The organism is Paralysiella testudinis (assembly GCF_016894345.1).
In the GTDB taxonomy this organism is placed as follows: domain Bacteria; phylum Pseudomonadota; class Gammaproteobacteria; order Burkholderiales; family Neisseriaceae; genus Paralysiella; species Paralysiella testudinis.
In genome coordinates, this window is the sequence record NZ_CP069798.1 from 349,031 (window position 1) to 372,606 (window position 23,576).

The window sequence follows — 23,576 nt, forward strand, 5'->3', positions numbered from 1 at the left end:
GCAGGCAATCTGTACCGTCCGGCGACATCTGCGGCTGTCATTGGACGAGCTGTATATCATCTTCAAGCCCAATATTCCAAAGCTGAGCCGCTCCAATCTGCACCGGTGCTTGCAACATCACGGATTGTCGCGCTTACCCAAGAATGAATCCGATGGCCAAAAAGGTAAAAAACATTCAAACAATATCCGGTTGGCTTTGTCCATATCGACATCACCGAGGTGCGTTGTGAAACCGGCAAGCTGTACCTGTTTGTCGCCATCGACCGCAAAACCAAATATGTTTATGCAGAACTTCATCCGCGTATGACGCAGAAAACCGCCGTTTCTTTTCTGCGCAACCTACAACAAGATTGTGTGTTTAAAATCACCCATATCCTAACGGACAACGGTGCGCAGTTTACCTACAACTTGCTGAGCCAAGCACAACGGCCTGATAAGGAGCATCCGTTTGACGAGCTTTGCCGGCATTTGGGCATTGAGCACCGTACCACGAAATTCCGTCATCCATGGACGAACGGGCAGGTGGAGATTACCAACAAGATGCTGAAAGAGGTAACGGTCAAACGCTTCCACTATGAGCATCCTGACGAACTTAAACGGCACTTGATGGTATTTTTGCTGTATTACAACCATCAACGCCCCTTACGGTCGTTGAAGTACAAAACGCCTTGGCAGGCTTTGGAAGATTGCTATAATCTAGAGCCTGAATTGTTTCGTGAAAATCCATTCCAGAAGATTATGGGTCTTAACAATTAAGTAACTGAAGTTACGCACCCACTTGCCAAGGCTGCCTGAAATGCAACACTGTCATTGCCAAACTTGATACAGAACTGATTTACATCGGTACTTCAGCATCCTAGTCAATCGTTCTCTTTGAGCTGAGCCGCAGACAGTGCATCTGCTACGAAACAAACTTTTGTTGGTGCTTTAGCACCGTAAAAAAATCGTTTGCGCAGCACGTAGGCAGGCAAACGCTTTAGATTATTTTTATTGATATTTCTATACTGGATACCCCGCTCTCAACTTTCCTGAATCCACTCCAATTGAAGCGAAGGCTTTCCTGCCAATTGGCATATCACCACACACACCGTATGCGCCAATACTTTGCGTATCACCCGGTGGCTCAAATGCCAAAGATCTTTTACTTTTACCGCATTGATTTTAAAACGCTCGGTAAGTTGGCTAATCACCGTTTCTACTTTTCTGCGCTTTTTGCAAAGCCACTGAACCCACTCTTTCGAACGTACATCCGCCATATTCTTTCTTAACGGCGTCTGTAAATCAATGTCTCTACTTGCCAACTCTTCTTTCAAATCCGGGCGAATATAGCCTTTATCGCCAATCAACAATCCTTTGATATTGTCAGTTATCTCGGCAACCATATCCCGTTCATCCACATTGGCCGCAGCAAATGTTAAATTGGTAATCAAGCCGGTTGCGTTGATTACGATATGCCCTTTAAAGCCATAATAACGTTCGGCTTTTGAGGCACAATAACCAAATGCCGCATCAGCTTTGAAACGCCGATGCCGATGGGCGCGGGCATACCGACAAACAGGTATGGGAAATCCGTCTATCGAATACTGCCGGTCTGTGTTGTATTGGACCACCAGACTTTGGGTAATCTTATGGTGAACCTGCCAAAGGTTGGCGCAATGCTTACAGAAGTTAGCGTATGAGCCCAATTTTGGAAACCAGTCTGATAAGTTGTTTTTAAAGAAGTACCAAATCTTTTTATCATCATTCAAACCCATAAACTCACCCACGATCTGGATGGTGATGATTTCCACATCGCTTAATGCCGGTTCAAAGCCTTTCTTACGCAGCTTTGTTGTCACCACTTGACGATAAAATTTATCGACGAGCAAATAGGTGGTGATGATAAAATCGTCTTGGGACATTGTTCTTCCTTAACCTGTGGATTCTTGGTCGAATACTTAGGTTTTAGAGCAATGTCCTTTCTTTTGCAACTACGTTCGGCTCTTAGTTGAGAGCGGGGTACTGGATATATTTCGTATGTTTTATTTATTAACCATCCTTCTGTTGAACATGCCAAGGTAATAAAATCTTCTTTGCCCATTATGATAGTATTGTATCCAACAGACCAAGGTTTAATAATTAAAAATTCCAAAATAGGAAGTGAAAGTAAAATACTTTCCCAGTGGGTAAATGGATGTTCAGGATTTTGGATAGATAACCAATCCTTTTCATGATTATCTATAATCCATATTTTGCTATTACTATTAGGGTCTGTTCACAATTACTTGTCATAAAGGTAACCACATCACAATGCACCCCAATAAAACCGTACTGTGGAAGTTGCGTTTCAGCTTATCGTAACGGCTGGCAATCGCTCGGAAATGTTTCAAACGGCAAAAGGCATTCTCTACCAAATGCCTGATTTTATATAAATACCAGTCCATGTCTTTATTTTTCTCTTCCCTATTGCTTTTATAGGGAATATTGGCTTTCGCACCGCTTTGCTCTATTTGCTCCCTGAGCCGGTCTGAATCGTAACCTTTGTCCGCATTAACCAACTCAGTTTCGGTAAGGTTGATGTTGTCAAGCAGCTCCGGTGCAACGGTGACATCATGGATATTGCCCGCAGTAACGATAACCTCAACCGGATTGCCTGCAGCATCTACAGCCAGATGAATCTTGCTGGTTCTGCCGCCTCGGCTCATACCGATTGCGCGATCCTCTTGCGCACTGAGCGCTGAGGCTGCGGCGCAGTGTTGGTGAGCACGGATATAACTGCCGTCTATGGCTACCCACTCCAAGTCACTCTCTTGGCTGAGCTGTTTCAAGATTGCAGTAAAAATGCCTTTTTCTGACCAACGGTTATAAGCGGTATAAACAGTATGATACTTGCCGAAATACTCGGGCAAATCCCGCCACGGTATGCCGGTTCTTATTCTGTAAAGTATGCCTTCAAGAATTCTGCGCAAATTGGGTTTGCTATAAATACCCAAATCACGCAGAATAGATAACAGCTTCGTCCAATGTTCATCTTTGAGTAGTGTACGGGGCATCGCAGGTGTATTGGGGGGTGAGAACTTCCTTTTATGCCTGCGTTTCTTTTTTATTCAAGGGTATGACAAGTAATTGTGAACAGACCCTAATAGATTCTGTTTGTTGAAAGAAATTTTTTGCCATAGTTGCATAAACCTTATTCAACCCAATTTTATCTATTGCTAGGATTAAATTTGTTAGATCTTGATCAAAAAAATCATTATTATCTATTGCCGCATACATCCAGTTTTTTTTATTTAAATTAGCTAGATTAACAGAATAATTACCATTATTTTTATCAAAATTAATTAAGCTACTTATTTCATAGATTAAATTTGGACTATTTAAGGAAGAGAAATTAACTTCAGTTACCATATCTAATCTCCGATAGATTTTTCCATTTTCAACTAGGCACTAAAAACTGTCATCTTCGAAAAACATTTTTATAATCTAAGTTTTATTGCTTATTCTAAACATAACTTGAATGGAACATAATCTTCTGTCCAAGTAACGTTTTCCGCCATTTTCAAAATATCAACTATTGCATAAAAATGCTCTTCTCCTAAGTTTTGCTTAGATATTTCTGAATTTTCCCAATGCAATACACAGTTTAATCCAGCACCACTACTTAATATATCCCATAGAGCATCAAGATTGTATCCATAACCATCAATGAAATTTTTAGCATTTAATAAATCACCAATTTTTTTATGGAAATCAGCTTTTGTTTGAATACTTTCTCCATCTAAATATAATTTATTAATATTTTCTCTCATTTCCATCTTCCTATTGGTGTCACGGTTTTACTATGATCGCGCGTAAAATACAACAATCCATCATTTGAGTAAAATAATCTCTCGTTACCCCTAGTTTTAGTTTCTTGATAATTGATACCAGCCTGATACCACGTTCGATTCGGTGCAGATAGTGCAGATAGTAGTAGTTTTTCTCTATTACCATATACCATAAGACTCACCGCCAATAGTTTTACCATTGTGCACACGGCTTCCAGATTTCCAGCCCAAAACTTCTACTTCCGCTTCAGTTATATAAAATATATAAAATTAGGTGGCGATTTCCCAGTCTGCTTCAAACTATCAACCATATTATTTGCAGCCTGCTGAATTTTTAAATCCAACTTGGAGGCATCACCCCGGGTTTATATCCAGAGTTAGGTATAGATGCTGGGCAATCTGGTTTTTAATGGAATTGGTATAAACGACCCGATAAAACTTATCTGCTTTCAGGCAGCCCAAGCCCACGGGCATTTTTCAGGCTGCCTGAAAAGCCATAAACGCGTACAATCGCGGCTTAGCCGCAAAAATACCGAAAGCAATCCATGCCCTGGAACATCCCTATCCTGCTTACTTGGCTGCGCATCCTGATGATACCGGTGTTTACCGCCCTGTTTTATCTGCCCGCCAACTGGATCACCAACAACAGCATCATCAACTGGTGTGCTGCTGGCATTTTTGCCGCCGCCGCCATTACCGATTGGTTCGACGGCTATCTGGCGCGCCGCTGGAAACAAACCTCCGATTTCGGCGCCTTTCTCGACCCCGTGGCCGACAAACTCATGGTGGCCGTGGCATTGATTTTGCTGGTGGCCATCGGCCGCACCTATGCCATTTTCGCCATGATTATTATCGGCCGCGAAATCACCATTTCCGCCCTGCGCGAATGGATGGCACAGCTGGGCAAACGCAACAGCGTGGCCGTGGCCACCATTGGCAAATTCAAAACCACTGCCCAAATGGCCGCCATTTTGCTATTACTGGTGTATGACATTCCGCAGTGGGGCATCAATTTTATCTGGCTGGGCAACGCCTTTATGTTTATCGCCGCCGTACTCACCGTATGGTCCATGTTTTACTACCTGAAAATGGCCATGCAGGAATTCAAACAAAACCCCTAAAATCCCTTGACAGAATTTTTACAGCCACTATAATGGCCGTCTTCTGTTGTGCAGTAGCAGCAAAATGCGGGAATAGCTCAGTTGGTAGAGCGCAACCTTGCCAAGGTTGAGGTCGCGAGTTCGAGCCTCGTTTCCCGCTCCACAACACGACAGCATCAGCACAGTAAACGCGGGAATAGCTCAGTTGGTAGAGCGCAACCTTGCCAAGGTTGAGGTCGCGAGTTCGAGCCTCGTTTCCCGCTCCACTTACTTACCGGATGCCGTCAAAATCGATGTACTCGGATGTGAAAATCCACATCTTAAGCGGGAATAGCTCAGTTGGTAGAGCGCAACCTTGCCAAGGTTGAGGTCGCGAGTTCGAGCCTCGTTTCCCGCTCCAAATTCCAAGCACTTTTTCGTGGCAACCCTTTTGGCGGGATGGCAGAGTGGTTATGCAGCGGCCTGCAAAGCCGTGTACGCCGGTTCGATTCCGACTCCCGCCTCCAAAACAACAGCAACATTTCTTCAATGGCGGGGTGGCAGAGTGACTATGCCACGGTGTGCAAAGCCGTGCAGGCCGGTTTAAATCCGCGCCCCCGCCTCCAGCTTACCCCTGCCTAGCAGCATAAGGCAGCGCCCGGATGGTGAAATAGGTAGACACAACGGACTTAAAATCCGTCGCCTCTAAAACGGGCGTGCCGGTTCGATTCCGGCTCCGGGCACCACTAACCACATGATTATAAATATAAAGCCAACATATTAATGTTGGCTTTTTTGTATAGTTTTGGCTGACTCTTGTTCTACATTCTGCCGCTGTTCTGCATTTCTCACTTCTTGCCACCCCTACTTCTTTGCCCATGTTTCGCGCTAAATTCGGCGCTGATGACATCCACCGTTGGCGCAACTAACTTGCCTTTTCGGTGCTGCACACATCCTAGCGTCATAGCCTGATTTTTGTGGCCAAGCAACGCCCGCGCGGCCTCAATACCGAGCGCCTCGTCTTTATCTGTTGCCGCTTTGGCGCAAAGATCGCGAAACTGAAAATGCGCTTTTTTTGATTTCAGCTGCTTCACTGGCGCAATCCATTGCGCCAGTCAATGTTATTGACGTTAAATTTGGACTCGAATTGATTTGGCTCGCTAGGTGGCTTGGTATCACCCGAATGAAACCCAATCTAGGGAGGCGGCCTGCAGGTATTTTGACAGCACCTAGAAAACACCCTCAACGTTGTTTTTGTGCATTCGCGCAATCACCCGCTGAACAGCTTGGATAACAGGTTATGGCAGGCGGGAATTGAAAATTTCCGCCTGCATGATTTGCGGCACACTTGAGCCAGCTGGCTGGTATAGCACAAAGCGGCGTATCGCTGTATGCACTGAAGGAAATGGGTGGTTGGGAATCCATTGAGATGGTGCAGAAATACGCACATTTGGCACCGGAGCATTTGCATCAGCATGCGGTAATGATTGATGGCATGATGAAAAAAAATAGTCACAATTTAGACACACTGCTAAATCGTGACCATGCTTTGAAATGTACTGCATCTAATCTAAATATTTGAATTATTTAGATAAATCTTGGTGGGTCGTGATGGATTCGAACCATCGACCAACGGATTAAAAGTCCGCTGCTCTACCAGCTGAGCTAACGACCCTTGGCTCCCCGACCTGGGCTCGAACCAGGGACCTGCGGATTAACAGTCCGTCGCTCTACCGACTGAGCTATCAGGGAAAGGAAGCGCGTATTTTAGGCTACTAAAAAAAAGACGTCAACCATTTTTTGAATTTTTTGTTTCAGGCTGCCTGAAATACCAACGCGGCTTTCAGGCAGCCTTATTTTAGCCATACAGCCTATTTATGCGTTTCCACCTGCTGCAATACCACGGCTTCGGTTTCCACCGCCGCCGGGCGCGGCACATCAGCGCGGCGCAGCTTGGCGGCCGTGGCCGGTGCTGCTTGTGTGGCAGCAGCAGCTAAGGCTTCAGCGCGGGTTTCCACCAGTACCAAATCACCCAAATCCATCACCAACACCGGCACTGCTTTAGGCGCTGGCGGTTCAATAATGGCCATGGCATCCGCTGTGGCGGTTTCGACTACCTGCGTTTCAATAGCTTGAGCCGCCACCGCCTGCGTTTCAACCGCCGCCACGGCAACCGCTTGCACGGGGGCAACAGCATGCGCTTCAACTTCAGCCGCCACCGCTTCGGGTGTGGCAGTCTCAACCACTAAAGGTGCGTCAACGGCTTGGGCCGGTTTATGCGCCGGTGCCAATACATGCGCCACCGCCGCATTCACGCGCTCGACCACTTCCTGTACATCCAGATAGCGAACGATTTTTTCTGCCGATGGAATATGACGACGCTGGTTTTTACCGCCGCGACGCCGATCTTGCTGGCCTTTTTGCTGGCGGTTTTGGCGTTTGCTTTCTTCCGCCGGCGCGGTTGCTGCTGCGGTTTCAGCAGGCAGGGTTACCACCAGCGGCGGCTGTTCGGCGGTATTGGCCACTTCGGCCACCGATGCGCCCACCACATCCTCTTTACGCGGGTTGCGTTGACGGCGGCGGTTGCGGGCGGCGTTGTCGTCGCTGTTGTTGTCTACCGCGTTGTTGTCGCCTTGCTTGGCGTTGTTGGTGCGGGTTTGATCTTGGCGCTGCTCGCGCGGTTCCCGTTGCTCGCTGCCACGCTGGTTCTGGCCGTTGCCTTGAACCGGTTTTCCCGTTTGTGTGCGGCTGCGGCCTTCGGCTTGCTGGCCGTTGCGCTCGTCTTGACGGGCGTTGCGCTGGCCTTGGCTGCGCCGCTCTTGCGGGCGTTTTTTGCGGTTGTGCTGGTTTTGCGCGGGCGGGCGGGCAGCGGTTTTGGCTGCTTCCGGCTTCGGCTCGGTTTCGGCCTTGTCGCCGCCGCCAAACCATTTGCCCAACCAAGCCGACAAGCGCGCAAACACGCCCGGCTGCTCTTGGGGTGCCGCCGCAGTGACCGGTGCCGGTTGGCTGTGCTTGATGCCTTTTACCGCCGGCTCCGGCTTGGCCGGTTTGTTTTGGCCAATGGCAAACGGCAGCTCGCCTTCGTTTTCAGGCGCGGCCACTTGCTGGTAGCTGGGCGCCGCGTCTTCTTCCACATTGTCGGTGCGCACGCGGCTCACTTGATAATGCGGGTTTTCCAGATGGGTGTTCGGAATCAGCAGCACCGACACATCCATGCGTTCTTCCAAGCCGAACAGCTCGGCGCGTTTTTCATTCAGCAAGAAGGTGGCCACATCCACCGGCACTTGGGCGCGCACTTCGGCGGTGTTGTCTTTCATCGATTCTTCTTGAATGATGCGCAACACATGCAAGGCGGTGGATTCGATGCCGCGGATAAAGCCGGTGCCGCCGCAACGCGGGCAGGCGGTGTGGCTGCTTTCGCCCAGCGAAGGTTTCAGGCGCTGGCGACTTAATTCCAGCAGGCCAAAGCGCGACAGCTTGCCCATTTGCACACGGGCGCGGTCTTGCTTGAGTGCATCGCGCAAGGTGTTTTCCACATCGCGCTGATGCTTACTGTTTTCCATGTCGATAAAATCGATCACCACCAAGCCGCCCAAGTCGCGCAGGCGCATTTGCCGCGCCACTTCTTCGGCCGCTTCCATATTGGTTTTGAATGCGGTGTCTTCGATGTCGGCACCGCGGGTGGCGCGGGCGGAGTTGACATCCACCGACACCAGCGCTTCGGTGTGGTCAATCACGATAGCGCCGCCGGAAGGCAGGCTTACCGAGCGCGAAAACGCCGATTCGATTTGGTGTTCGATTTGGAAGCGTGAAAACAGCGGCGTGTGGTCGTTGTAGTGCTTCAGGCGCGACACATAGGCGGGCATCACATAAGTCATGAATTCCGATACTTGGTCGTACACTTCTTGGGTATCAATCAGGATTTCGCCGATGTCGGGCTGGAAGTAGTCGCGGATGGCGCGAATCACCAAGGCGCTTTCCATAAACAGCAGATACGGCTCGCTGTGTTGCTTGGCCGCTTCTTCAATTGCCTGCCACAATTGTTGCAGGTAGTTCATGTCCCAGCGCAGCTCTTCGGCGCTGCGGCCGATGCCGGCGGTGCGTGCAATCAGGCTCATGCCGCGCGGCACGTCCAGCTCGGCCATGGCCGCTTTCAGGTCTTGCCGATCCTCGCCTTCGATGCGGCGCGACACGCCGCCGCCGCGCGGATTATTCGGCATCAATACCAAATAGCGCCCGGCCAGGCTGATAAAGGTGGTGAGCGCCGCGCCTTTGTTGCCGCGCTCGTCTTTTTCCACCTGCACAATCACTTCCATGCCTTCAGACAAGACGTCTTGAATGCGTGCGCGGCCGCCGTCGTAGTCGTTGAAATAGCTGCGGGAAACTTCCTTGAACGGCAAAAAGCCGTGCCTATCGGTGCCGTAATCGACAAAACAGGCTTCTAAAGAGGGTTCGATGCGGGTGATAACACCCTTGTAGATATTGCCTTTGCGCTGTTCTTTGCCCAGCGTTTCGATGTCCAGATCAATCAAGCTCTGGCCGTCAACAATGGCCACGCGTAGCTCTTCGGCTTGCGTGGCATTGAATAACATCCGTTTCATAATAACCTCGTTGGTGGCACTCACGAGGCAATGCAATCAGTTTTTGACACCCGCGGCCTTGATTCCAAAGGACAAAACCACGGGCTGGCACATGATAAAGAAGCGATGGGGTTTGCCTGCCATCAATCACAACGCGCTACAGGCACATGCTGTGCCGCGCTTGCTGCTGATTTGATGTGCAACAACCCGGAAAAGAACAAGGCAGAAACCCAGCCGGTAAAGGCTGCGCTCTGACCGCCTGCGGCCAATGCCCGTATTTGTGCGGGGCGCTGGCGGCGGTAATAATCGGTAGCCGCTGTCTTCTTATTATGTCGGGTGCGCCGCATCCTCAAGCTGCGCCGCCCGAATACACACTCAATCCGCTCTGGCCATCCGTGGTGCGGCAAACCGGCACCGGGTGCTGCGGGGCGTATTCTGAGGCGGCGTCTTACAACCGGCCGACGCCACAACCCGAAGGTCAAACTTAATCACCATCCCGGCGCTTAACGGCTGTGTTTGCCACCGGGGAAATCGCTGTTGCGAGTGCGTTTTTGGTTTAAATACGTTAATATTTCGCTGTTTTGTGCCGCTGTAACCTAATGGGCGCAGCAGCAGCCCAAACTTCAGGCGATAAATAAATGCCTAAAGCGGGTATCTTCTTTCGGCGGCAATGCCGCCGCCCCTTTGTCAAACCCCTGCCTTCAATCATTCAGGCAGCATCAAGTCTTCCAAAAAAGGCTTTCGGATTATAAGCAAGATGGCGTTAATTAGCAAAGATTTGGTGAATTTCCTCACCGTTGGCGAGGCCGACGGCGGCCAACGGCTGGACAATTATTTGTTCAAAACCTTAAAAGGTGTGCCCAAAAGCCATGTGCAGCGCATCATCCGCGCCGGTGAAGTGCGCCTCAATAAAAAACGCTGCAAAGGCACCGACCGCGTGGCCGAAGGCGATGTGGTGCGCGTGCCGCCGGTGCGTGTGGCCGCAGCACCTTCAGGCAGCCTTAAAGCCCATCCGGCACCGGCCAAAGATTTTGCCGTGATTTATGAAGACGACGCTTTGCTGGTCATCAACAAACCGGCCGGGGTGGCGGTGCATGGCGGCAGCGGCATCAGCTTTGGCGTGATTGAGCAATTGCGCCAAGCACGCCCACAAGCACGCTATTTGGAGCTGGTGCACCGGCTCGACAAAGACACCAGCGGCTTGCTGATGATTGCCAAAAAACGCAGTGCATTGGTGAAGCTGCACGAAGCCATCCGCAACGACCACCCGCAAAAAATCTATTTAGCACTGGGCGTGGGGGCATGGCCGCAAGCGGTGCAGCATGTTAAGCTGCCCTTGTTTAAATACCAAGGCGCACAAGGCGAAAAAATGGTGCGCGTGGCCGACAACGGCCAAAGCGCCCACACCCAATTTAAAGTATTAAACCGCTTTTCAGGCAGCCTCTTGCATCAAGTCGGCCTGTCGGATGCCAGCTTGGTGCAGGCCACACTCAAAACCGGCCGCACCCACCAAATCCGCGTACACATGCAGTCGCAACACTGCCCGATTGCCGGCGACGAGCGCTATGGCGACTACACCGCCAACAAGCGCCTGCACAAACTGGGCTTAAAGCGCATGTTTTTACACGCCGCCGAGCTGCATTTGGCACACCCGCTCAGCGGCGAGCCTTTGCATCTGCACGCGCCGCTGCCGGATGAATTGCAACGCTTGATACAATTATTGCAACAGCCGCCCGCATCCACCGATTAAAAAGGTTGTTTTGAATATGTTTACCCCACCCAAATTCCAGCAAACCGACCCGGCCGAATTGCACAGCTTTGTGCAACACCACCCGCTGGCCACTGTGGTGGTGCAAACCAACCAAGGGCTGGAGGCCACGCATATTCCGTTGTATTGGCAATGCCAACCCAATGGCCACGGCTGCTTGCTCGGCCACTTTGCCAAAGCCAACCCGATATGGCAAAACGCCTTGCCTGAGCAAGCTTGGCTGGCGATATTCCAAGACAGCGGCCACTACATCAGCGCCAACTGGTATCCGGCCAAACAACAGCATCATAAGGTGGTGCCCACTTGGAATTACCAAGCCGTACATATTTATGGTCAAGGGCGCTTGCTGGAAAGCGAAGCCGATGCACACCGCATATTGACGCTGCTTACCGAGCAGCACGAACAAAGCCAAGCCCGGCCGTGGCGGCTGGCCGATGCCCCGGCAGACTACATCCAAGCCATGTGCCGCGCGATTATGTGTTTTGAAATCACCATCGAGCGCATCGAAGGCAAATACAAGCTTAGCCAAAACCAAACCGAAGCCAACCGCCAAGGCGTGGTAAACGGCTTATTGGCCGAAAATACCGCCGCCGCCCGGCAAATGGCGGCACGGATAGAACAATTCTCACCACCACAAAGCCAACCATGAACCCCAAACCCTATAAAGCCCTGATTTTCGACTGGGACGGCACCTTGGCCGACTCCACCGCCCAAATCGTGCAATCGATGCAGCACGCCGCCCAAGCCGCCGGTTTTCCCGCCCCGAGCGATGATGCCGTGCGCCAAGTGATTGGCTTGAGTTTGGATAAAGCCTTAAACACCGTGGCGCCCAACATCAGTGCCGATGAGCGCGAGCAATTGGTTTATCATTACCGCCGCCACTACCTCAGCCCGGCCAACCGCACCGTGCTGTTTGCCGAAGCGGCGCAGTGGCTGCCGGTATTCAAGCAACATTACTGGCTCACGGTGGCCACCGGCAAAAGCCGCGCCGGTTTGGTGAAATCGCTGGCCGACACCGCCAGCGCGGGCTATTTTATGGCCACGCGCACCGTAGACGAATGCGCTTCCAAGCCGCATCCGGAAATGATTTTATCGCTGTGCGACGAATTGGGCTTGCAGCCGCACGAAGTGCTGATGATTGGCGACACCACCCACGATTTAATGCTGGCGTCCAATGCCGGTGCCGATGCGGTGGCAGTCAACACCGGCGCGCACGATGCCGCCACCTTGCAGCAGGCGCCGCACATCGCCCTGCTGGGCGGTATGGCCGATTTGGCGCATTGGCTGGGGCTTTCAGGCAGCCTTAATCAACCGAACATCAAAAATATTTAATCAAACCAAATATTTAATCAAACCAACCATGAAATTGAAAATCAAAACCATGAATAACGACAACATCCCCTCCGGCAACAGCTGGGAACGCAGCATGCTGGAAAAACTGCTGCTGCAGGTTTACCAAGAGCAACGCCGCGCCCGCATCTGGAAGCTGGTATGGCGGCTGGTGTGGCTGGCGCTGCTGGCGGCACTGATTTTTTCGGCCGTTATCGGTAAAAAAGACCTTGGCGCCACCAAAGAGCACACCGCTGTCATCAATCTTTCCGGCATCATCAACAACTACGAAGACCAAGCACAAATCTTGCGCGACGGCCTCGAAGCCGCCTATAAAAACCCCAATGTCAAAGGCATTATTCTGCGTGCCAACAGCCCCGGCGGCTCGCCGGTGGTGTCGAACATCGCCTTTGAAGAAGTGCGCCGCCTCAAGGCCCAGCATAAAAACATCCCGCTGTATGTGGTGGCCGAAGACGTGTGCGCTTCCGGCTGCTACTACATCGCCAGCGCTGCCGACAAAATCTACGCCGATCCTTCCAGCATTGTGGGCAGCATCGGCGTGATTGGCGGCGGCTTTGATGTTACCGGGCTGATGGAAAAACTGGGCGTGAAACGGCGGCTGAAAATTGCCGGTGACAACAAAGGCATGGGCGACCCCTTCACCCCGGAAACGCCGGAGCAAGCCGCCATCTGGCAGCAAATGCTCACCGACATCCACCAAGAATTCATCAAATCGGTGAAACTGGGGCGCGGCGACCGCCTGAAAGAAGCGGACAACCCCGACCTTTTCAGCGGCCGCATCTACACCGGCGTGGAAGGTAAAAAAGTGGGGCTGATTGATGATTTCGGCAATATCTACAGCGTGTCGCGCGACATCATCAAAGCCCCCGAGCTGGTGGACTACACCCCGCAAGAAAGCCTGAGCAAAGCCATGGGGCGGCGCTTTGGCGGCGAAATCCGCCAAGGTTTGCAACAAGGGCTGGAGCAGCCGTGGTAAAGCCTTAAGATTGGCTTGGTGCAACTTGATAGGCTGCCTGAAACCTTCAGGCAGCCTGCTGCAAACCCGCCCCGCTTTTTAATCCGCCATCACAAGGCCATTGCTATGTATTCCTTGCTCAAACACGCCCTCTTCCGCATGGATGCCGAACAGGCGCACCACTTCACCCTAGCCGCACTCAACCGCGCCCACCGCATCGGCCTGCTCAATTTACTGGGCCACGCCCCCGCCACCGGCACGCCCGTGTCGCTGATGGGCTTAACCTTGCCCAATGCCGTTGGCTTGGCCGCCGGGCTGGATAAAAACGGTGCCTATATTGATGCGCTGGCCTCGCTGGGCTTCGGCTTTATCGAAGTGGGCACCGTTACCCCCAAAGCGCAAGCGGGCAACCCCTTGCCGCGCCTGTTCCGCCTGCCCGAGCAGCAAGCCATCATCAACCGCATGGGTTTTAACAACGACGGCATCGACGCCCTGATCCGCAATATCGAGCGCAGCCGCTACAACGGCGTGCTCGGCATCAATATCGGCAAAAACGCCACCACCCCCATCGAAAACGCCGCCGATGATTATCTGGCCTGCCTAGAAAAAGCCTATCCGCACGCCAGCTACATCACCGTGAATATTTCTTCGCCCAACACCCAAAACCTGCGTGCCTTGCAAGGCGAAGACGAGCTTAAAGCCCTACTGGGCTGCCTGAAAAACAAACAGGCACAATTGGCCGCCCAACATGGCCGCCGCGTGCCCTTGGCGGTGAAAATCGCCCCCGATTTAAGCGAAGCCCAAATCGAAGCCGTGGCCGAAGTGGCGCTGCAAACCGAAATCGACGGCATCATCGCCACCAACACCACCATCGACAAAACCGCCTTAGGCAGCCACCCGTTGGCCGCCGAAGCGGGCGGCTTATCCGGCTTGCCGGTGCGTGAAAAAAGCCACCACGTCTTGCAGCAGCTGGCGCAACACCTGCATGGCCGCATCCCGCTCATCGGCGTGGGCGGGATTGTCAATGGTGCCGATGCCGCCCAAAAGCTGACCCTGGGCGCGCAAGCGGTGCAAATCTACAGCGGCCTGATTTACCGCGGCCCGGCGCTCATCACCGAATGCGTGCGCGCTTGCGCCCGTGTAGCAAACCCATCCAAACCCTTGTCTTGATAAGGAAACCACATCATGCGCAAATTCCCCGGCTTCACCACCGCAGCCCTGCTAGCGGCTTTTCTCATCGGCGGCTGCGCCGTAAGCAACCCCGACTCACCCTATTACACCAACACCAGCCAGCAACAAAAAACCGCCCGCGTGTATTACGGCCAAGTGATGTCGGTTAGCGGCGTGAACAGCAAAAACAAAGAGCAAGACCCGTGGGCGGATGCTGCCGGTGTGGTGCTGGAAGGCTTAAACAAAGGCGGCGGCCAAAACACCGGCCAAGTCATCGGTGCGGTGCTGGGCGGCTTGGCCGGGCAAGCGCTAGGACAGCCGGCACAGCCCAAAGAAGTGGAAATTCTGGTGCTGATGGAAGGCAGCAACGAAGTGGTGAAAGTGGTGCAAAACAACGACGTGGCCTTTAAAACCGGCCAACGCGTGCGTGTGGTGGTGGGCGGCGGCATCAACCGCGTATTGCCGCTGCAATAGCGCCACTGTTATACCAATTCTACAAAATAACCTAACTGCGTTGGCTCGCCTTAGCGCAAAGCGAACGATTTTGTAAGGTGCTAAAGCACCAACAAAAGTCTGTTCCGTACTACTTGTACTGTCTTCGGCTCAGCTCAAAGAGAACGATTTACTAAGGTGCTAAAGCACCGAGTAAATCAGTTCCGCCTTGTTATATTATTTTGTAGAATTGGTATTACTTTAAACACACAAAGGCTGCCTGAATATCTTTCAGGCAGCCTTTGTTGTTTACCGCTTATTCAAACCATCACATACGCCAAGCCTACCACAGCGGCTGGCCGGTGTTTTTATCCACAATGGTTTTGCCGATGGGCGCTAGGGCAATCAGCGCAAATTTCAGGTGCTGGATGCCGAAGGGAATGCCGATGATGGTGACAAAGTTGGCAATGGCGGCAAACAGATGCCCCAGCGCCAGCCACCAACCGGCCAGCACAAACCAAATCACATTGCCTAAGCAGCCCAAGCCGCCGGTGCCGATATCGCGGTTGCCGGTAACCAGCTCACGGTTCACCGCGCTGCTGCCAAACGGCCACAGGGTAAACCCGCCAATCACAAAACACGCCCGCGCCCACGGCAAGCCGATAATGGTAATCGCCATAATCAGCCCGGCAAACCACCAGCCCAAGGCCATCCAAAAACCGCCCAACACCACCCATAAAATATTCAGCAATAAGCGCAGCATATTTTTTTCCTTGTTAACGATAATGCTCATATATAAAGCCGAATCAGCCTATTGCAATAGCAGGCTGCCTGAAAGCTTTGAGCAGCAAGTCGAATACTTGAATCTGACCTTGGGCAAATAGTAGGGTATTTTCAGTCGAACCAAACAAGGCCTGGGTAAGGCTGGCTACGTAAATGATTCAACCGTGTATCTAGGCTGCCAACATGAATTTCCAGTTTATGGCCATCCGGATCAAGCAAATATAGAGATGCCCCTTCGCTGCGGTTTTGTCGCCATTCCACCACTTCTTGCTCACGTATTTGGCGGACAAAATCATCAAAATGCTCGGCCTCAATAGCAAACGCCAAGTGTGTGTAATCGGTTTTCGGACAAGGCTCATCTTCCGATAAACACAACCACAAAGCACCACACGATAAATAAGCACCGCCCTGCCACTGCACCCGTACCCGTAAACCCAAAACCTGCGTATAAAAATCCACTGACCGTGCCACATTGAGCACCGCCAAGGTTACATGACTGAGGCCGCTAAGCATGCTGGTTTTTCTGCATTGAGCAAGCCGATTCCCGCTTCACCGCCAGCGATACGGTAAAAATGCCGTCTTCGTCTATCCATTGGCGCACTTTGGCAAATCCGGCTTTGGCCACCAGCTGATCCATTTCCTGCTGGCTGCGGCGGCGCATCACCCAATCTTGGCCGTCGCGGTGGCTGGATAGGCAGCGGGCAATCATTTCCAGCTGCGGGTGCCACGGCTGGCCGGTGTAGATAAGATAGCCGCCGGTGTCGATGGCATCGCCAAAGCCGTAGAGCGAGTTTAAAATCAAATCGTTATCGGGAAACAGCTCGTGCAGGCCGGACACGATGCCTAAGGTGGGGCGTGGCTCGAGCTGTTGATAATTGCTGCGATCGTAGGCGTTTACTTCGTCAAAACGCACCAAATCCGCCAGCCCGCGTTCTTCAATCAATTTGCGCCCGGCGGCCACGTTCAGCGGACTGTAATCGCGCAGACGCACGCTGTCGGGGCGTTCGGTTGCGGTGAGGGCGTCCAGCACATAGCGGCCATGGCCGGCGGCGATGTCGAGCACATGCACTGGCTTGCCCGCCGCGCGCAATTGGCGCATGGCTGCCTGAATGGCTTGGCCGATATTCACTTTACGCTGGCGGATGCCACGCCAGCCGATGGCGTTAAGGTAATTTTTGTCGATGGCGCGACCCAAGGCATTTTTGCCTTGCGGCTGGTTGCGGTAAACATAATCCAGTGTGCTGCCGGAATCAAAGCCGGTGTCCACCCCCAGTTTGACCCCGCTCGACCAATGCCGCCCCAGGCGAATCAGCCAGCGCTGTGCCGTCCAATAGGCGCCGCGTGGTGTCCACGGCGATAGGGGCGTGGCCAATTCGTCGGCTTCGCGGCGGCTGGCGCTGTGCAGGTGCGCATCGCTCACGTCTACGGCAGCAAACGGCTCGGCAAAACGGGCGCGTACAAAGCGGCGGATTTGGGTAAACGCCTGCTCGCGGCCTTCTTCGCCCAAGGTGTCGTGGTAAAAGCCTTTTAATACGTGGCGCTCTTTGTGGCGGCTGCCCAAGCGGGTGTAAAAGTGGTGCTGCGGGCCGTGGTGTACCACCCAATCGCTGCCTGAAATCAACAGCTGAATCGGGGTGGTGATGGCGGCGGCATCGGCCACCACGCGGTCGGCGGCGTCATACAGCCCCAGCAAAATGCGCACGGAAATGGCGCGTGCAATCAGTGGGTCGTTGTTGTAGGAATCGATGCGCGCCTGATTGTGGCTGAGGTAATGGGCTTTAACATAGCTTTGCACAAAAAAATTGCCGCGCAGCTTTTGCATCAGCCGCAAGCCGCTGCGGGCAAACGGCACATACAGCTTCACTTTAAAGGCGGGCGATGCCAGCACGGCGCAGCGGATGGGCGGCGCATAATCGTGCAGCCACGTGCTCACCAACACCGCGCCCACACTTTGGGCAATCACCACCATGTTTTGCGCCGCAATGCCGTAGGCTGCCTGAATATGGTCGACAAAATCCTGAATATCGGCCACCGAAGTGCCCAAACTGGGGCTATCGCCGCGCTCGCCCGGGCTCATGCCGTGGCCGCGGGCATCCCAGGCAAAATAAGCCATATCGTCCAAACCCAGCTCGTCGGCCACCAACATCATGCGCCCGGAATGCTCGTGGCCGCGGTGAAACAGCAATATGGCTTTATCGCTACTGCCGTCTGCCGCCGGGCGGTAGCGGTAAAACAAGGCGGTGCCGTCTTGGGTGGTGAAGGTTTTTTGCTGTTCTTGCATGGGGCGCTCCGATGAAATGGAAAAGGTGAATAGGGTTTCAGGCAGCCTTTAAACCATTATGGATGCGCCGCCAGCATGTCCACAACAACAAGGGCAGCAGCAGCCACATCACTGCATTGAGCCAGCCGGGCAGGCTGCCTGCGAGCGCATACCATAAGCCCAGTGCGCCAAAGATAAACGCACGGTCGCTTTTGCCCAACGGGCCGTCGTAGCGGCGGCCGTTGCCGTGTACTTGGCCGAGCACGCCGCAAAATTCGCTCATGGCCGCCACAAAAATCAACAGGCCGATTTGCAGGCCGCCAAACGGCGCCACAAAGGCAAACGGCAAATACAGCGCCGCATCGGCCACCACATCGGTGATTTCGTTCAGGTAGCCGCCCAAAGCCGACTGTTGGCCGAATTCGCGTGCCAACATGCCATCTACCGCATTGAGCGCCATGCGCACAAACAGCCAAACAGGCAGCAGCCAAAACAGGCCGCTGTGCCCAGCCGCCAAAGCCAACACCACACCCAGCAGCACCGACACCGCACAAGCGGCCAGCGTCACCTGATTGGCGGTCACGCCTTTGCCGTGCAAATAGCGCACACCGGGGCGCAGCAGATTTTGAAACCGTGGCTTAAGGGCATAAATACTCATGGCAACAAACACCTTGGATGGCAACCGCATGGTTTTACCATAATTTATGCAAGCTGACCAATGCGCCTATAGCCCGATATAAAAAAGCCGCACCGGCAATACGGTGCGGCTTTTAATCTGTTTAATGATATCAAGGCTGCCTGAAAGGCAATAATGATGCTGTTTAAACTTTTCAGGCAGCCTTGATATTGGCCGTTGCTTTTTTACCGTCTTCTTTTTTCTCCGTCCACTTGGGCAGCACAAACTGCATAATCAGCCCGTTGGGCTTGCGGTTGGCGGCGCTGATTTTGCCGCCGTGGCGCTCGGTAATGTGTTTGGCCAGCGCCAGCCCCAAGCCGGTACCGGGTTTATTGGCGCTGCTGTCGGCGCGGTAAAAGGCGGTGAAAATATGTGGCAGCTGGGTTTCGGCCACGCCCGGGCCGTTGTCGCTGATGTCCACCTGCCATTGCTGCTTGCCCGCTTCGCGCAGGCACAGCTGGATGGTGCTGCCTTCGGGGCTGTAGGCCATGGCATTACGCAACACATTGTCAAACGCGCGGTAGAGATAACCGGCATTGCCCAGCACCTGTGCTGCTTCGGGTATGCTGCACTGCCATTGTAGTTGTTGCTGCTTTTGCGCCGCCAGCTCTTGGTTATCGTCGAGCAATTGCTGCAAAAACGGCACCAGCAGCAAAGGCTCTTTTTCCATTTCCACATTGGCGGTTTCCAGCCGCGACAAGGTGAGCAGCTCGCCCACTAGGCCGTCCATGCGCGCCAATTCGGCTTCCAGCCGCTGTAAATGCTGTTCCTGTTTTTGCGGCTGCACTTGAATCAGCCCTACAATCGCCTGCATCCGCGCCAAGGGCGAGCGCATTTCGTGCGACACGTGATGCAGCAAATGGCGCTCTTTTTCCACCAGCTTTTGCAGCTGTTTGGCCATGCGGTCAAACTGCACCGCCAGCAAATAAAGCTCGTCTTGGCGCCCGGCCAGCTGGTGCGATACGCGGGTTTCCAAGTCGCCCCCGGCCAAGCGGTTCATGCCGCGCGCCAGTAGGCGGATGGGCTGGGTGATGTTGCTGGCCAGAATATAGGCGGTGAGCAAGCCCACCACCACGATAAAGCCCAAAATAATGAATTCATGCCAAATCGGCGCCACCGGTAGGCCGGGAATCAGAAACGGGCTGGGCGGGCGCGGCACTTGTTCTTTGTCCCAATCGCGCACGAAAAACAGGTATTCCTCGCCCAAGCGGTTGTAGGCTACCTGCACCAACGGCGATTCGGGGTGCATCATGGCGTATTCGTGTGCCAGCTGGATGGTGGCCACATCCACCGGCCGCGCCATAATGTCGGTTTTGTCGTCGCCACGAATCACATACAGGTTTTCACTGCCGGGGTTGTTGCCCCATTCCTGTAATTGCTCGCGCACACCGGCGTCACCGCGCATGTGAAAGGCGGTAACGGTGCTGCGCAGCAGGCTGGCTTCAAACGAGCGCAGTTGCTTGAAGCGGGTTTCGGCCACCGTGCTTTGCACCAGCCAAAAAGAAAAACTCGCCACAAATATGGCGCAGATAATCACGGCGCAAAATGTGGCGAAGATTCGTTGGAAAAGTTTCATGGGCTCGTTTGGCAGCGGGGCAACCGGCATCAGCTATTTCAGGCAGCCTGAAAGCAGCGTGCCCTCTGCCCCGCAGCGGGATTCAGTTTTTCACAAACAAATAACCCAAACCGCGCACAGTCTGAATCAGCGAGGCATCGCCCAATTTGTGGCGGATGCTGGAAATATGTACATCAATGCTGCGGTCGAATTTAGCCAGTTTGCGATCCAGCGCCTCCAGCGACAAAGTTTCTTTGCTCACCACTTGGCCGGCGTGGCGCATCAGCACTTCCAACAGATTGAATTCGGTGCTGGTGAGTTCCAGCGGTGCTTCGCCGATACTGGCTTGGCGCTTGGCCGGATACAGGGTAACGCCGCTTACGGCAATCACGTTGGGCGAATTATTGCCTTCGGCCTGGCTTTGGGTGCGGCGCAAAATGGCGTTGATGCGCGCCAGCAGTTCGCGCGGCTGGCAGGGTTTGGGCACGTAGTCGTCGGCGCCCATTTCCAGGCCGATGATGCGGTCGATGTCGTCGCCCTTGGCGGTGAGCATGATGATGGGGATTTTGCTTTGTGCACGCACGGTTTTGAGTACGTCCAAACCGTTCATTTTCGGCATCATCGAGTCCAGCACCACCACATCGTACTGGGCGGACAAAATTTCCTCTACCCCCGCTTCACCATCGGGCACGCTGTGCACGTCCAGCCCTTCGGCAGTGAGGTATTCGGTCAGCAGTTCGGTCAGCAGGTTGTCGTCGTCAACCAGTAAAATGCGGCTCATGGTTCTTCCTTTGGTCTAAAATCGGCCCCATAAACCAAATGGGGCGAGTGTGTCGGCTTTATGTTATCACGGCGACTTGATTTGTCTTTACATTTGCGCTGCATTTGCTCATTTTTTCAATCTGCGCACAATCGTTAATTCGCTACCGCGCCGGCACAAGTAAGCTGGCGCCCGGTATTGCGGGTGTATTGGTCGCAATCGGTTTGCAGCTGCTGGCGCAAGGCAGCCGCCGAGGGCTGTTGTTGTGTTTTGTCGGCAAAATAAGGTATCAGCGCCGGATAATAGCGTGCCATTTGCCGCAGCCATTGTTGAGCGCCGGAATCATCACCGGCTTGCGCCAAATACAGGCCACGCACAAAGGTGTTGCTGTAAGGGCGGTAGCGCCCAGCCAAATCGGCAGCCTGCCGCCCCCACTCGGGTAACGGCGCTTGCGCGGCGTCTATTTTTTGCACCAGCGTCATGTCCACATAATAGCGCAGCCAATATTCACGGGCGCGCAGTTGGCTTAGCGCATCAATATTTTGCTGCGCCACCGCCGTATCATTGCTGCTGCGCCCAGCGGTGAGCAAGTCTTGATACACCACGCCCACACGCATCAAATCGGCCATCATTAGCAAGCATACCAACACCAAACTCCAGCGAAAGCGCATGGGTTTGGTCGGTGTAAATTCCGCTGCTGGAGTCAGCGCCAACATCAACGCAAACACCGCCAGAAAATACACATACCACAGCGGATATTCCAACATGCTGTGGCACAGGCTCACCAGCAGCATCAGGGTTAAAATCATCGAAGCGGCAGAAAACGGGCGGCGCAGAAAACCCCACGCCACCCACACAAACCCGACCACCACCAACAGCGTGCCCACCAGCCCGGTTTCGGCCAGCAGCTGCAAAATCAGATTATGGGTGTGGGTAAACAGCACATTAGCACCATAGGTGCGGAAACCTTGTGTATAAATGCTGCTGTCTGCAAAGCCTTGATAGGCATAACTGCCCCAGCCGTAACCAAAGCCCGGCTGCGCCAAAAATAACTGCCATGCCTTGTGCCATTCCGGCATACGGGCATCTTGTTCCAAAGGCGATGCGCCCATCCGTCCGGCACCCGACTCAAAACGCACACCCTCCAGCCAAGCCAGCAAAGGGCTGAGCAAAAATTGTGCCGCCAACACCAAACCGATGGCCAAGGCCACAATCGCAATCAGCCGGTTGGCTTCGCGCCCGCCGCGCCAGCGCCAAAAACCCAAGGCCAAGCCGATGGCAATCACATAGGAAATAATGGTACGCGAACCCACCAAGCCCATCACTCCGGTGAGCCACAACATCAGCAGCAAGGCCAGCCAGCCGCTGAGTTTGCGCTCGTGCCACAAATAGCACAGCGCCAGCACGCCCCACATCAGGTAATGCCCCAAATGATTGCGCTGCCCCAGCTGCCCGAAAACATAATATTTGCCCGGTCCGGCCAGCAAACCGGGTAACCAACTGGTTTCACCGATAAACTGCAACACAGCTACCAGGCTTTGCAGATAGGCCCCGGCCAATAAAGCCCACGCCAAGATCACCACCGCCTGCTGCTGGCCGATGCGCAGCACCCACGCCCGTGCCGACCACGACAACAACGCCAGCCCCACAAATATGGCGGCAGTCATGTCCGATTGGCTAGCATAGGGTAAGGCCATGGCGCGCGCCTGCACCACCAACAACAGCGCCAACAGCAACCAGTAAACACTGGCACGCGGCAGGCGCACGGCGTGCTGTTGGGTCAACGCCGTGAGTGCGGTGAGCGCCGCAGCAAACAACAGTGCGCCGCCTTCCAGATATAAGCCGGCCAACGGCCCGGTGCGCCACGACGACAGAAACGGCACCACACACAATAAAGCCAACCCTAGCCACCACACCCACGTGGCCGATACGCCGCCACGCTCATGCCAAGCCGCGGCTACATTGTCCCGAATCATGCTGCCTCCCGCCGTGCCAACTGCAAATAACGCAAATCGGCCACAAAAAACACCACCGCACACAGCAATGCCGCCGCGGCACACCAACGGCTGGCCGCTGTGGCATCAAACAAACGCATTACCGCCTCGGCGGCATAAAACAACACCAACATGCTGGCATATTGATAAGTATAAATTTTGCCCTTGAGTATGCCCGCCAGCGGCAAGCATAACGGCAAGGCCTTGAGCGCCAGCCACGAGCCACCCGAACGCAACGGCGCCCACCACAGCTCCCAACCCAGACTGATGATGATCAGCCCCACCCATGCCGTTATTGCCACAAGCAAAATCTGTTGCCGGTTTAGTTTCATTACGATTGCCATTGCCATTATCTTTACTTGATACATATACTTCAGGCTGCCTGAAAAGGCAGCCTGAAGCGAATTT

At 53.5% G+C, this 23,576-nt stretch carries 23 protein-coding genes, 8 tRNA genes and 1 pseudogene; 15 read left to right on the forward strand and 17 right to left on the reverse strand.

Annotation, left to right across the window (positions count from 1 at the left end):
- The first annotated feature begins 204 nt into the window (after positions 1-204).
- Complete coding sequence (locus JQU52_RS01850; protein ID WP_328301379.1) at positions 205-756, forward strand: DDE-type integrase/transposase/recombinase; 552 nt, start codon at positions 205-207, stop codon at positions 754-756.
- Between the two features lie 263 nt (positions 757-1,019).
- Here the strand turns inward: JQU52_RS01850 and JQU52_RS01855 are convergent, their stop codons facing one another.
- The 5 genes from JQU52_RS01855 to JQU52_RS14830 all read right to left on the reverse strand — a co-directional run bounded on the left by JQU52_RS01855 (position 1,020) and on the right by JQU52_RS14830 (position 4,006).
- Positions 1,020-1,901, reverse strand: coding sequence for an IS982 family transposase (locus JQU52_RS01855; protein WP_230339498.1), 882 nt, complete (start codon positions 1,899-1,901; stop codon positions 1,020-1,022).
- Between the two features lie 366 nt (positions 1,902-2,267).
- Positions 2,268-3,032 carry an IS5 family transposase gene (locus tag JQU52_RS01860; protein WP_230339499.1) on the reverse strand — a complete coding sequence of 255 codons (765 nt, stop codon included), beginning with the start codon at positions 3,030-3,032 and terminating at the stop codon, positions 2,268-2,270.
- Between the two features lie 31 nt (positions 3,033-3,063).
- Positions 3,064-3,387, reverse strand: a complete 324-nt coding sequence (locus tag JQU52_RS01865) for a hypothetical protein (protein WP_230339500.1) — start codon at positions 3,385-3,387, stop codon at positions 3,064-3,066.
- 89 nt (positions 3,388-3,476) lie between these two features.
- Positions 3,477-3,788 (reverse strand): barstar family protein, encoded by a 312-nt coding sequence (locus JQU52_RS01870; protein WP_230339501.1) that lies wholly within the window; start codon positions 3,786-3,788, stop codon positions 3,477-3,479.
- On the reverse strand, positions 3,785-4,006 hold the full coding sequence (locus tag JQU52_RS14830; RefSeq protein ID WP_379061343.1) for a ribonuclease domain-containing protein: 222 nt from the start codon (positions 4,004-4,006) through the stop codon (positions 3,785-3,787). Before JQU52_RS14830 ends, JQU52_RS01870 begins: the two co-directional genes overlap by 4 nt.
- 345 nt (positions 4,007-4,351) lie before the next feature.
- On the opposite strand from JQU52_RS14830, the gene pgsA reads away from it, so the two are divergent.
- The 7 genes from pgsA (at position 4,352) to JQU52_RS01905 (ending at position 5,631) form a co-directional block, all read left to right on the forward strand.
- A complete protein-coding gene (pgsA, locus tag JQU52_RS01875; protein WP_230339502.1) occupies positions 4,352-4,927 on the forward strand; it encodes a CDP-diacylglycerol--glycerol-3-phosphate 3-phosphatidyltransferase in 576 nt (191 codons plus the stop codon).
- A 66-nt stretch (positions 4,928-4,993) separates the two neighbouring features.
- Positions 4,994-5,069 (forward strand) — tRNA-Gly (locus JQU52_RS01880).
- Between the two features lie 27 nt (positions 5,070-5,096).
- A tRNA-Gly gene (locus tag JQU52_RS01885) sits at positions 5,097-5,172 on the forward strand.
- Positions 5,173-5,230: 58 nt separating this feature from the next.
- Positions 5,231-5,306 (forward strand) — tRNA-Gly (locus JQU52_RS01890).
- 32 nt (positions 5,307-5,338) lie between these two features.
- Positions 5,339-5,412, forward strand: a tRNA-Cys gene (locus JQU52_RS01895).
- A gap of 24 nt (positions 5,413-5,436) precedes the next feature.
- Positions 5,437-5,511 (forward strand) — tRNA-Cys (locus JQU52_RS01900).
- Positions 5,512-5,541: 30 nt separating this feature from the next.
- A tRNA-Leu gene (locus JQU52_RS01905) sits at positions 5,542-5,631 on the forward strand.
- A gap of 102 nt (positions 5,632-5,733) precedes the next feature.
- Here JQU52_RS01905 and JQU52_RS01910 read toward each other — a convergent pair.
- Positions 5,734-5,979 (reverse strand): site-specific integrase, encoded by a 246-nt coding sequence (locus JQU52_RS01910; protein ID WP_230339503.1) that lies wholly within the window; start codon positions 5,977-5,979, stop codon positions 5,734-5,736.
- 156 nt (positions 5,980-6,135) lie between these two features.
- On the opposite strand from JQU52_RS01910, the pseudogene JQU52_RS01915 reads away from it, so the two are divergent.
- Positions 6,136-6,467: pseudogene (locus JQU52_RS01915) on the forward strand (tyrosine-type recombinase/integrase); the annotation flags it as partial.
- Positions 6,468-6,484: 17 nt separating this feature from the next.
- Here JQU52_RS01915 and JQU52_RS01920 read toward each other — a convergent pair.
- The 3 genes from JQU52_RS01920 to JQU52_RS01930 form a co-directional block, all read right to left on the reverse strand.
- A tRNA-Lys gene (locus tag JQU52_RS01920) sits at positions 6,485-6,560 on the reverse strand.
- A gap of 1 nt (position 6,561) precedes the next feature.
- Positions 6,562-6,637: transfer RNA gene (locus tag JQU52_RS01925), tRNA-Asn, on the reverse strand.
- Between the two features lie 119 nt (positions 6,638-6,756).
- On the reverse strand, positions 6,757-9,486 hold the full coding sequence (locus JQU52_RS01930) for an Rne/Rng family ribonuclease (RefSeq protein WP_230339504.1): 2,730 nt from the start codon (positions 9,484-9,486) through the stop codon (positions 6,757-6,759).
- A gap of 736 nt (positions 9,487-10,222) precedes the next feature.
- On the opposite strand from JQU52_RS01930, the gene JQU52_RS01935 reads away from it, so the two are divergent.
- From JQU52_RS01935 to JQU52_RS01960, 6 genes are all read left to right on the forward strand, one after another.
- Positions 10,223-11,215 (forward strand): RluA family pseudouridine synthase, encoded by a 993-nt coding sequence (locus JQU52_RS01935; protein ID WP_230339505.1) that lies wholly within the window; start codon positions 10,223-10,225, stop codon positions 11,213-11,215.
- A 16-nt stretch (positions 11,216-11,231) separates the two neighbouring features.
- Positions 11,232-11,882: an FMN-binding negative transcriptional regulator gene (locus JQU52_RS01940; RefSeq protein WP_230339506.1), complete on the forward strand. Its 651-nt coding sequence runs from the start codon at positions 11,232-11,234 to the stop codon at positions 11,880-11,882.
- A complete protein-coding gene (locus tag JQU52_RS01945; RefSeq protein ID WP_230339507.1) occupies positions 11,879-12,565 on the forward strand; it encodes an HAD-IA family hydrolase in 687 nt (228 codons plus the stop codon). Before JQU52_RS01940 ends, JQU52_RS01945 begins: the two co-directional genes overlap by 4 nt.
- 28 nt (positions 12,566-12,593) lie before the next feature.
- Positions 12,594-13,559 carry a S49 family peptidase gene (locus tag JQU52_RS01950; protein WP_230339508.1) on the forward strand — a complete coding sequence of 322 codons (966 nt, stop codon included), beginning with the start codon at positions 12,594-12,596 and terminating at the stop codon, positions 13,557-13,559.
- Between the two features lie 105 nt (positions 13,560-13,664).
- Positions 13,665-14,708: a quinone-dependent dihydroorotate dehydrogenase gene (locus tag JQU52_RS01955; protein WP_230339509.1), complete on the forward strand. Its 1,044-nt coding sequence runs from the start codon at positions 13,665-13,667 to the stop codon at positions 14,706-14,708.
- A gap of 15 nt (positions 14,709-14,723) precedes the next feature.
- On the forward strand, positions 14,724-15,182 hold the full coding sequence (locus JQU52_RS01960; protein ID WP_230339510.1) for an outer membrane lipoprotein: 459 nt from the start codon (positions 14,724-14,726) through the stop codon (positions 15,180-15,182).
- A 301-nt stretch (positions 15,183-15,483) separates the two neighbouring features.
- Here the strand turns inward: JQU52_RS01960 and JQU52_RS01965 are convergent, their stop codons facing one another.
- The 8 genes from JQU52_RS01965 to JQU52_RS02000 all read right to left on the reverse strand — a co-directional run bounded on the left by JQU52_RS01965 (position 15,484) and on the right by JQU52_RS02000 (position 23,500).
- Positions 15,484-15,903, reverse strand: coding sequence for a YccF domain-containing protein (locus tag JQU52_RS01965; RefSeq protein WP_230339511.1), 420 nt, complete (start codon positions 15,901-15,903; stop codon positions 15,484-15,486).
- A gap of 131 nt (positions 15,904-16,034) precedes the next feature.
- Positions 16,035-16,436 (reverse strand): fosfomycin resistance glutathione transferase, encoded by a 402-nt coding sequence (gene fos, locus JQU52_RS01970; protein WP_230339512.1) that lies wholly within the window; start codon positions 16,434-16,436, stop codon positions 16,035-16,037.
- Complete coding sequence (locus JQU52_RS01975; protein ID WP_230339513.1) at positions 16,429-18,204, reverse strand: bifunctional alpha/beta hydrolase/class I SAM-dependent methyltransferase; 1,776 nt, start codon at positions 18,202-18,204, stop codon at positions 16,429-16,431. Before JQU52_RS01975 ends, fos begins: the two co-directional genes overlap by 8 nt.
- Positions 18,205-18,241: 37 nt before the next feature.
- A complete protein-coding gene (locus JQU52_RS01980; protein ID WP_230339514.1) occupies positions 18,242-18,841 on the reverse strand; it encodes a CDP-alcohol phosphatidyltransferase family protein in 600 nt (199 codons plus the stop codon).
- A gap of 172 nt (positions 18,842-19,013) precedes the next feature.
- Complete coding sequence (locus JQU52_RS01985; RefSeq protein ID WP_230339515.1) at positions 19,014-20,435, reverse strand: HAMP domain-containing sensor histidine kinase; 1,422 nt, start codon at positions 20,433-20,435, stop codon at positions 19,014-19,016.
- An 82-nt stretch (positions 20,436-20,517) separates the two neighbouring features.
- Positions 20,518-21,195: a response regulator transcription factor gene (locus JQU52_RS01990; protein ID WP_230339516.1), complete on the reverse strand. Its 678-nt coding sequence runs from the start codon at positions 21,193-21,195 to the stop codon at positions 20,518-20,520.
- Positions 21,196-21,329: 134 nt separating this feature from the next.
- Positions 21,330-23,150, reverse strand: a complete 1,821-nt coding sequence (locus JQU52_RS01995; RefSeq protein ID WP_230339517.1) for a PglL family O-oligosaccharyltransferase — start codon at positions 23,148-23,150, stop codon at positions 21,330-21,332.
- The gene (locus JQU52_RS02000) at positions 23,147-23,500 is read right to left on the reverse strand and encodes a DUF2069 domain-containing protein (protein WP_230339518.1); all 354 of its coding nucleotides are present in this window, start codon (positions 23,498-23,500) and stop codon (positions 23,147-23,149) included. Before JQU52_RS02000 ends, JQU52_RS01995 begins: the two co-directional genes overlap by 4 nt.
- Positions 23,501-23,576 lie beyond the last annotated feature (76 nt).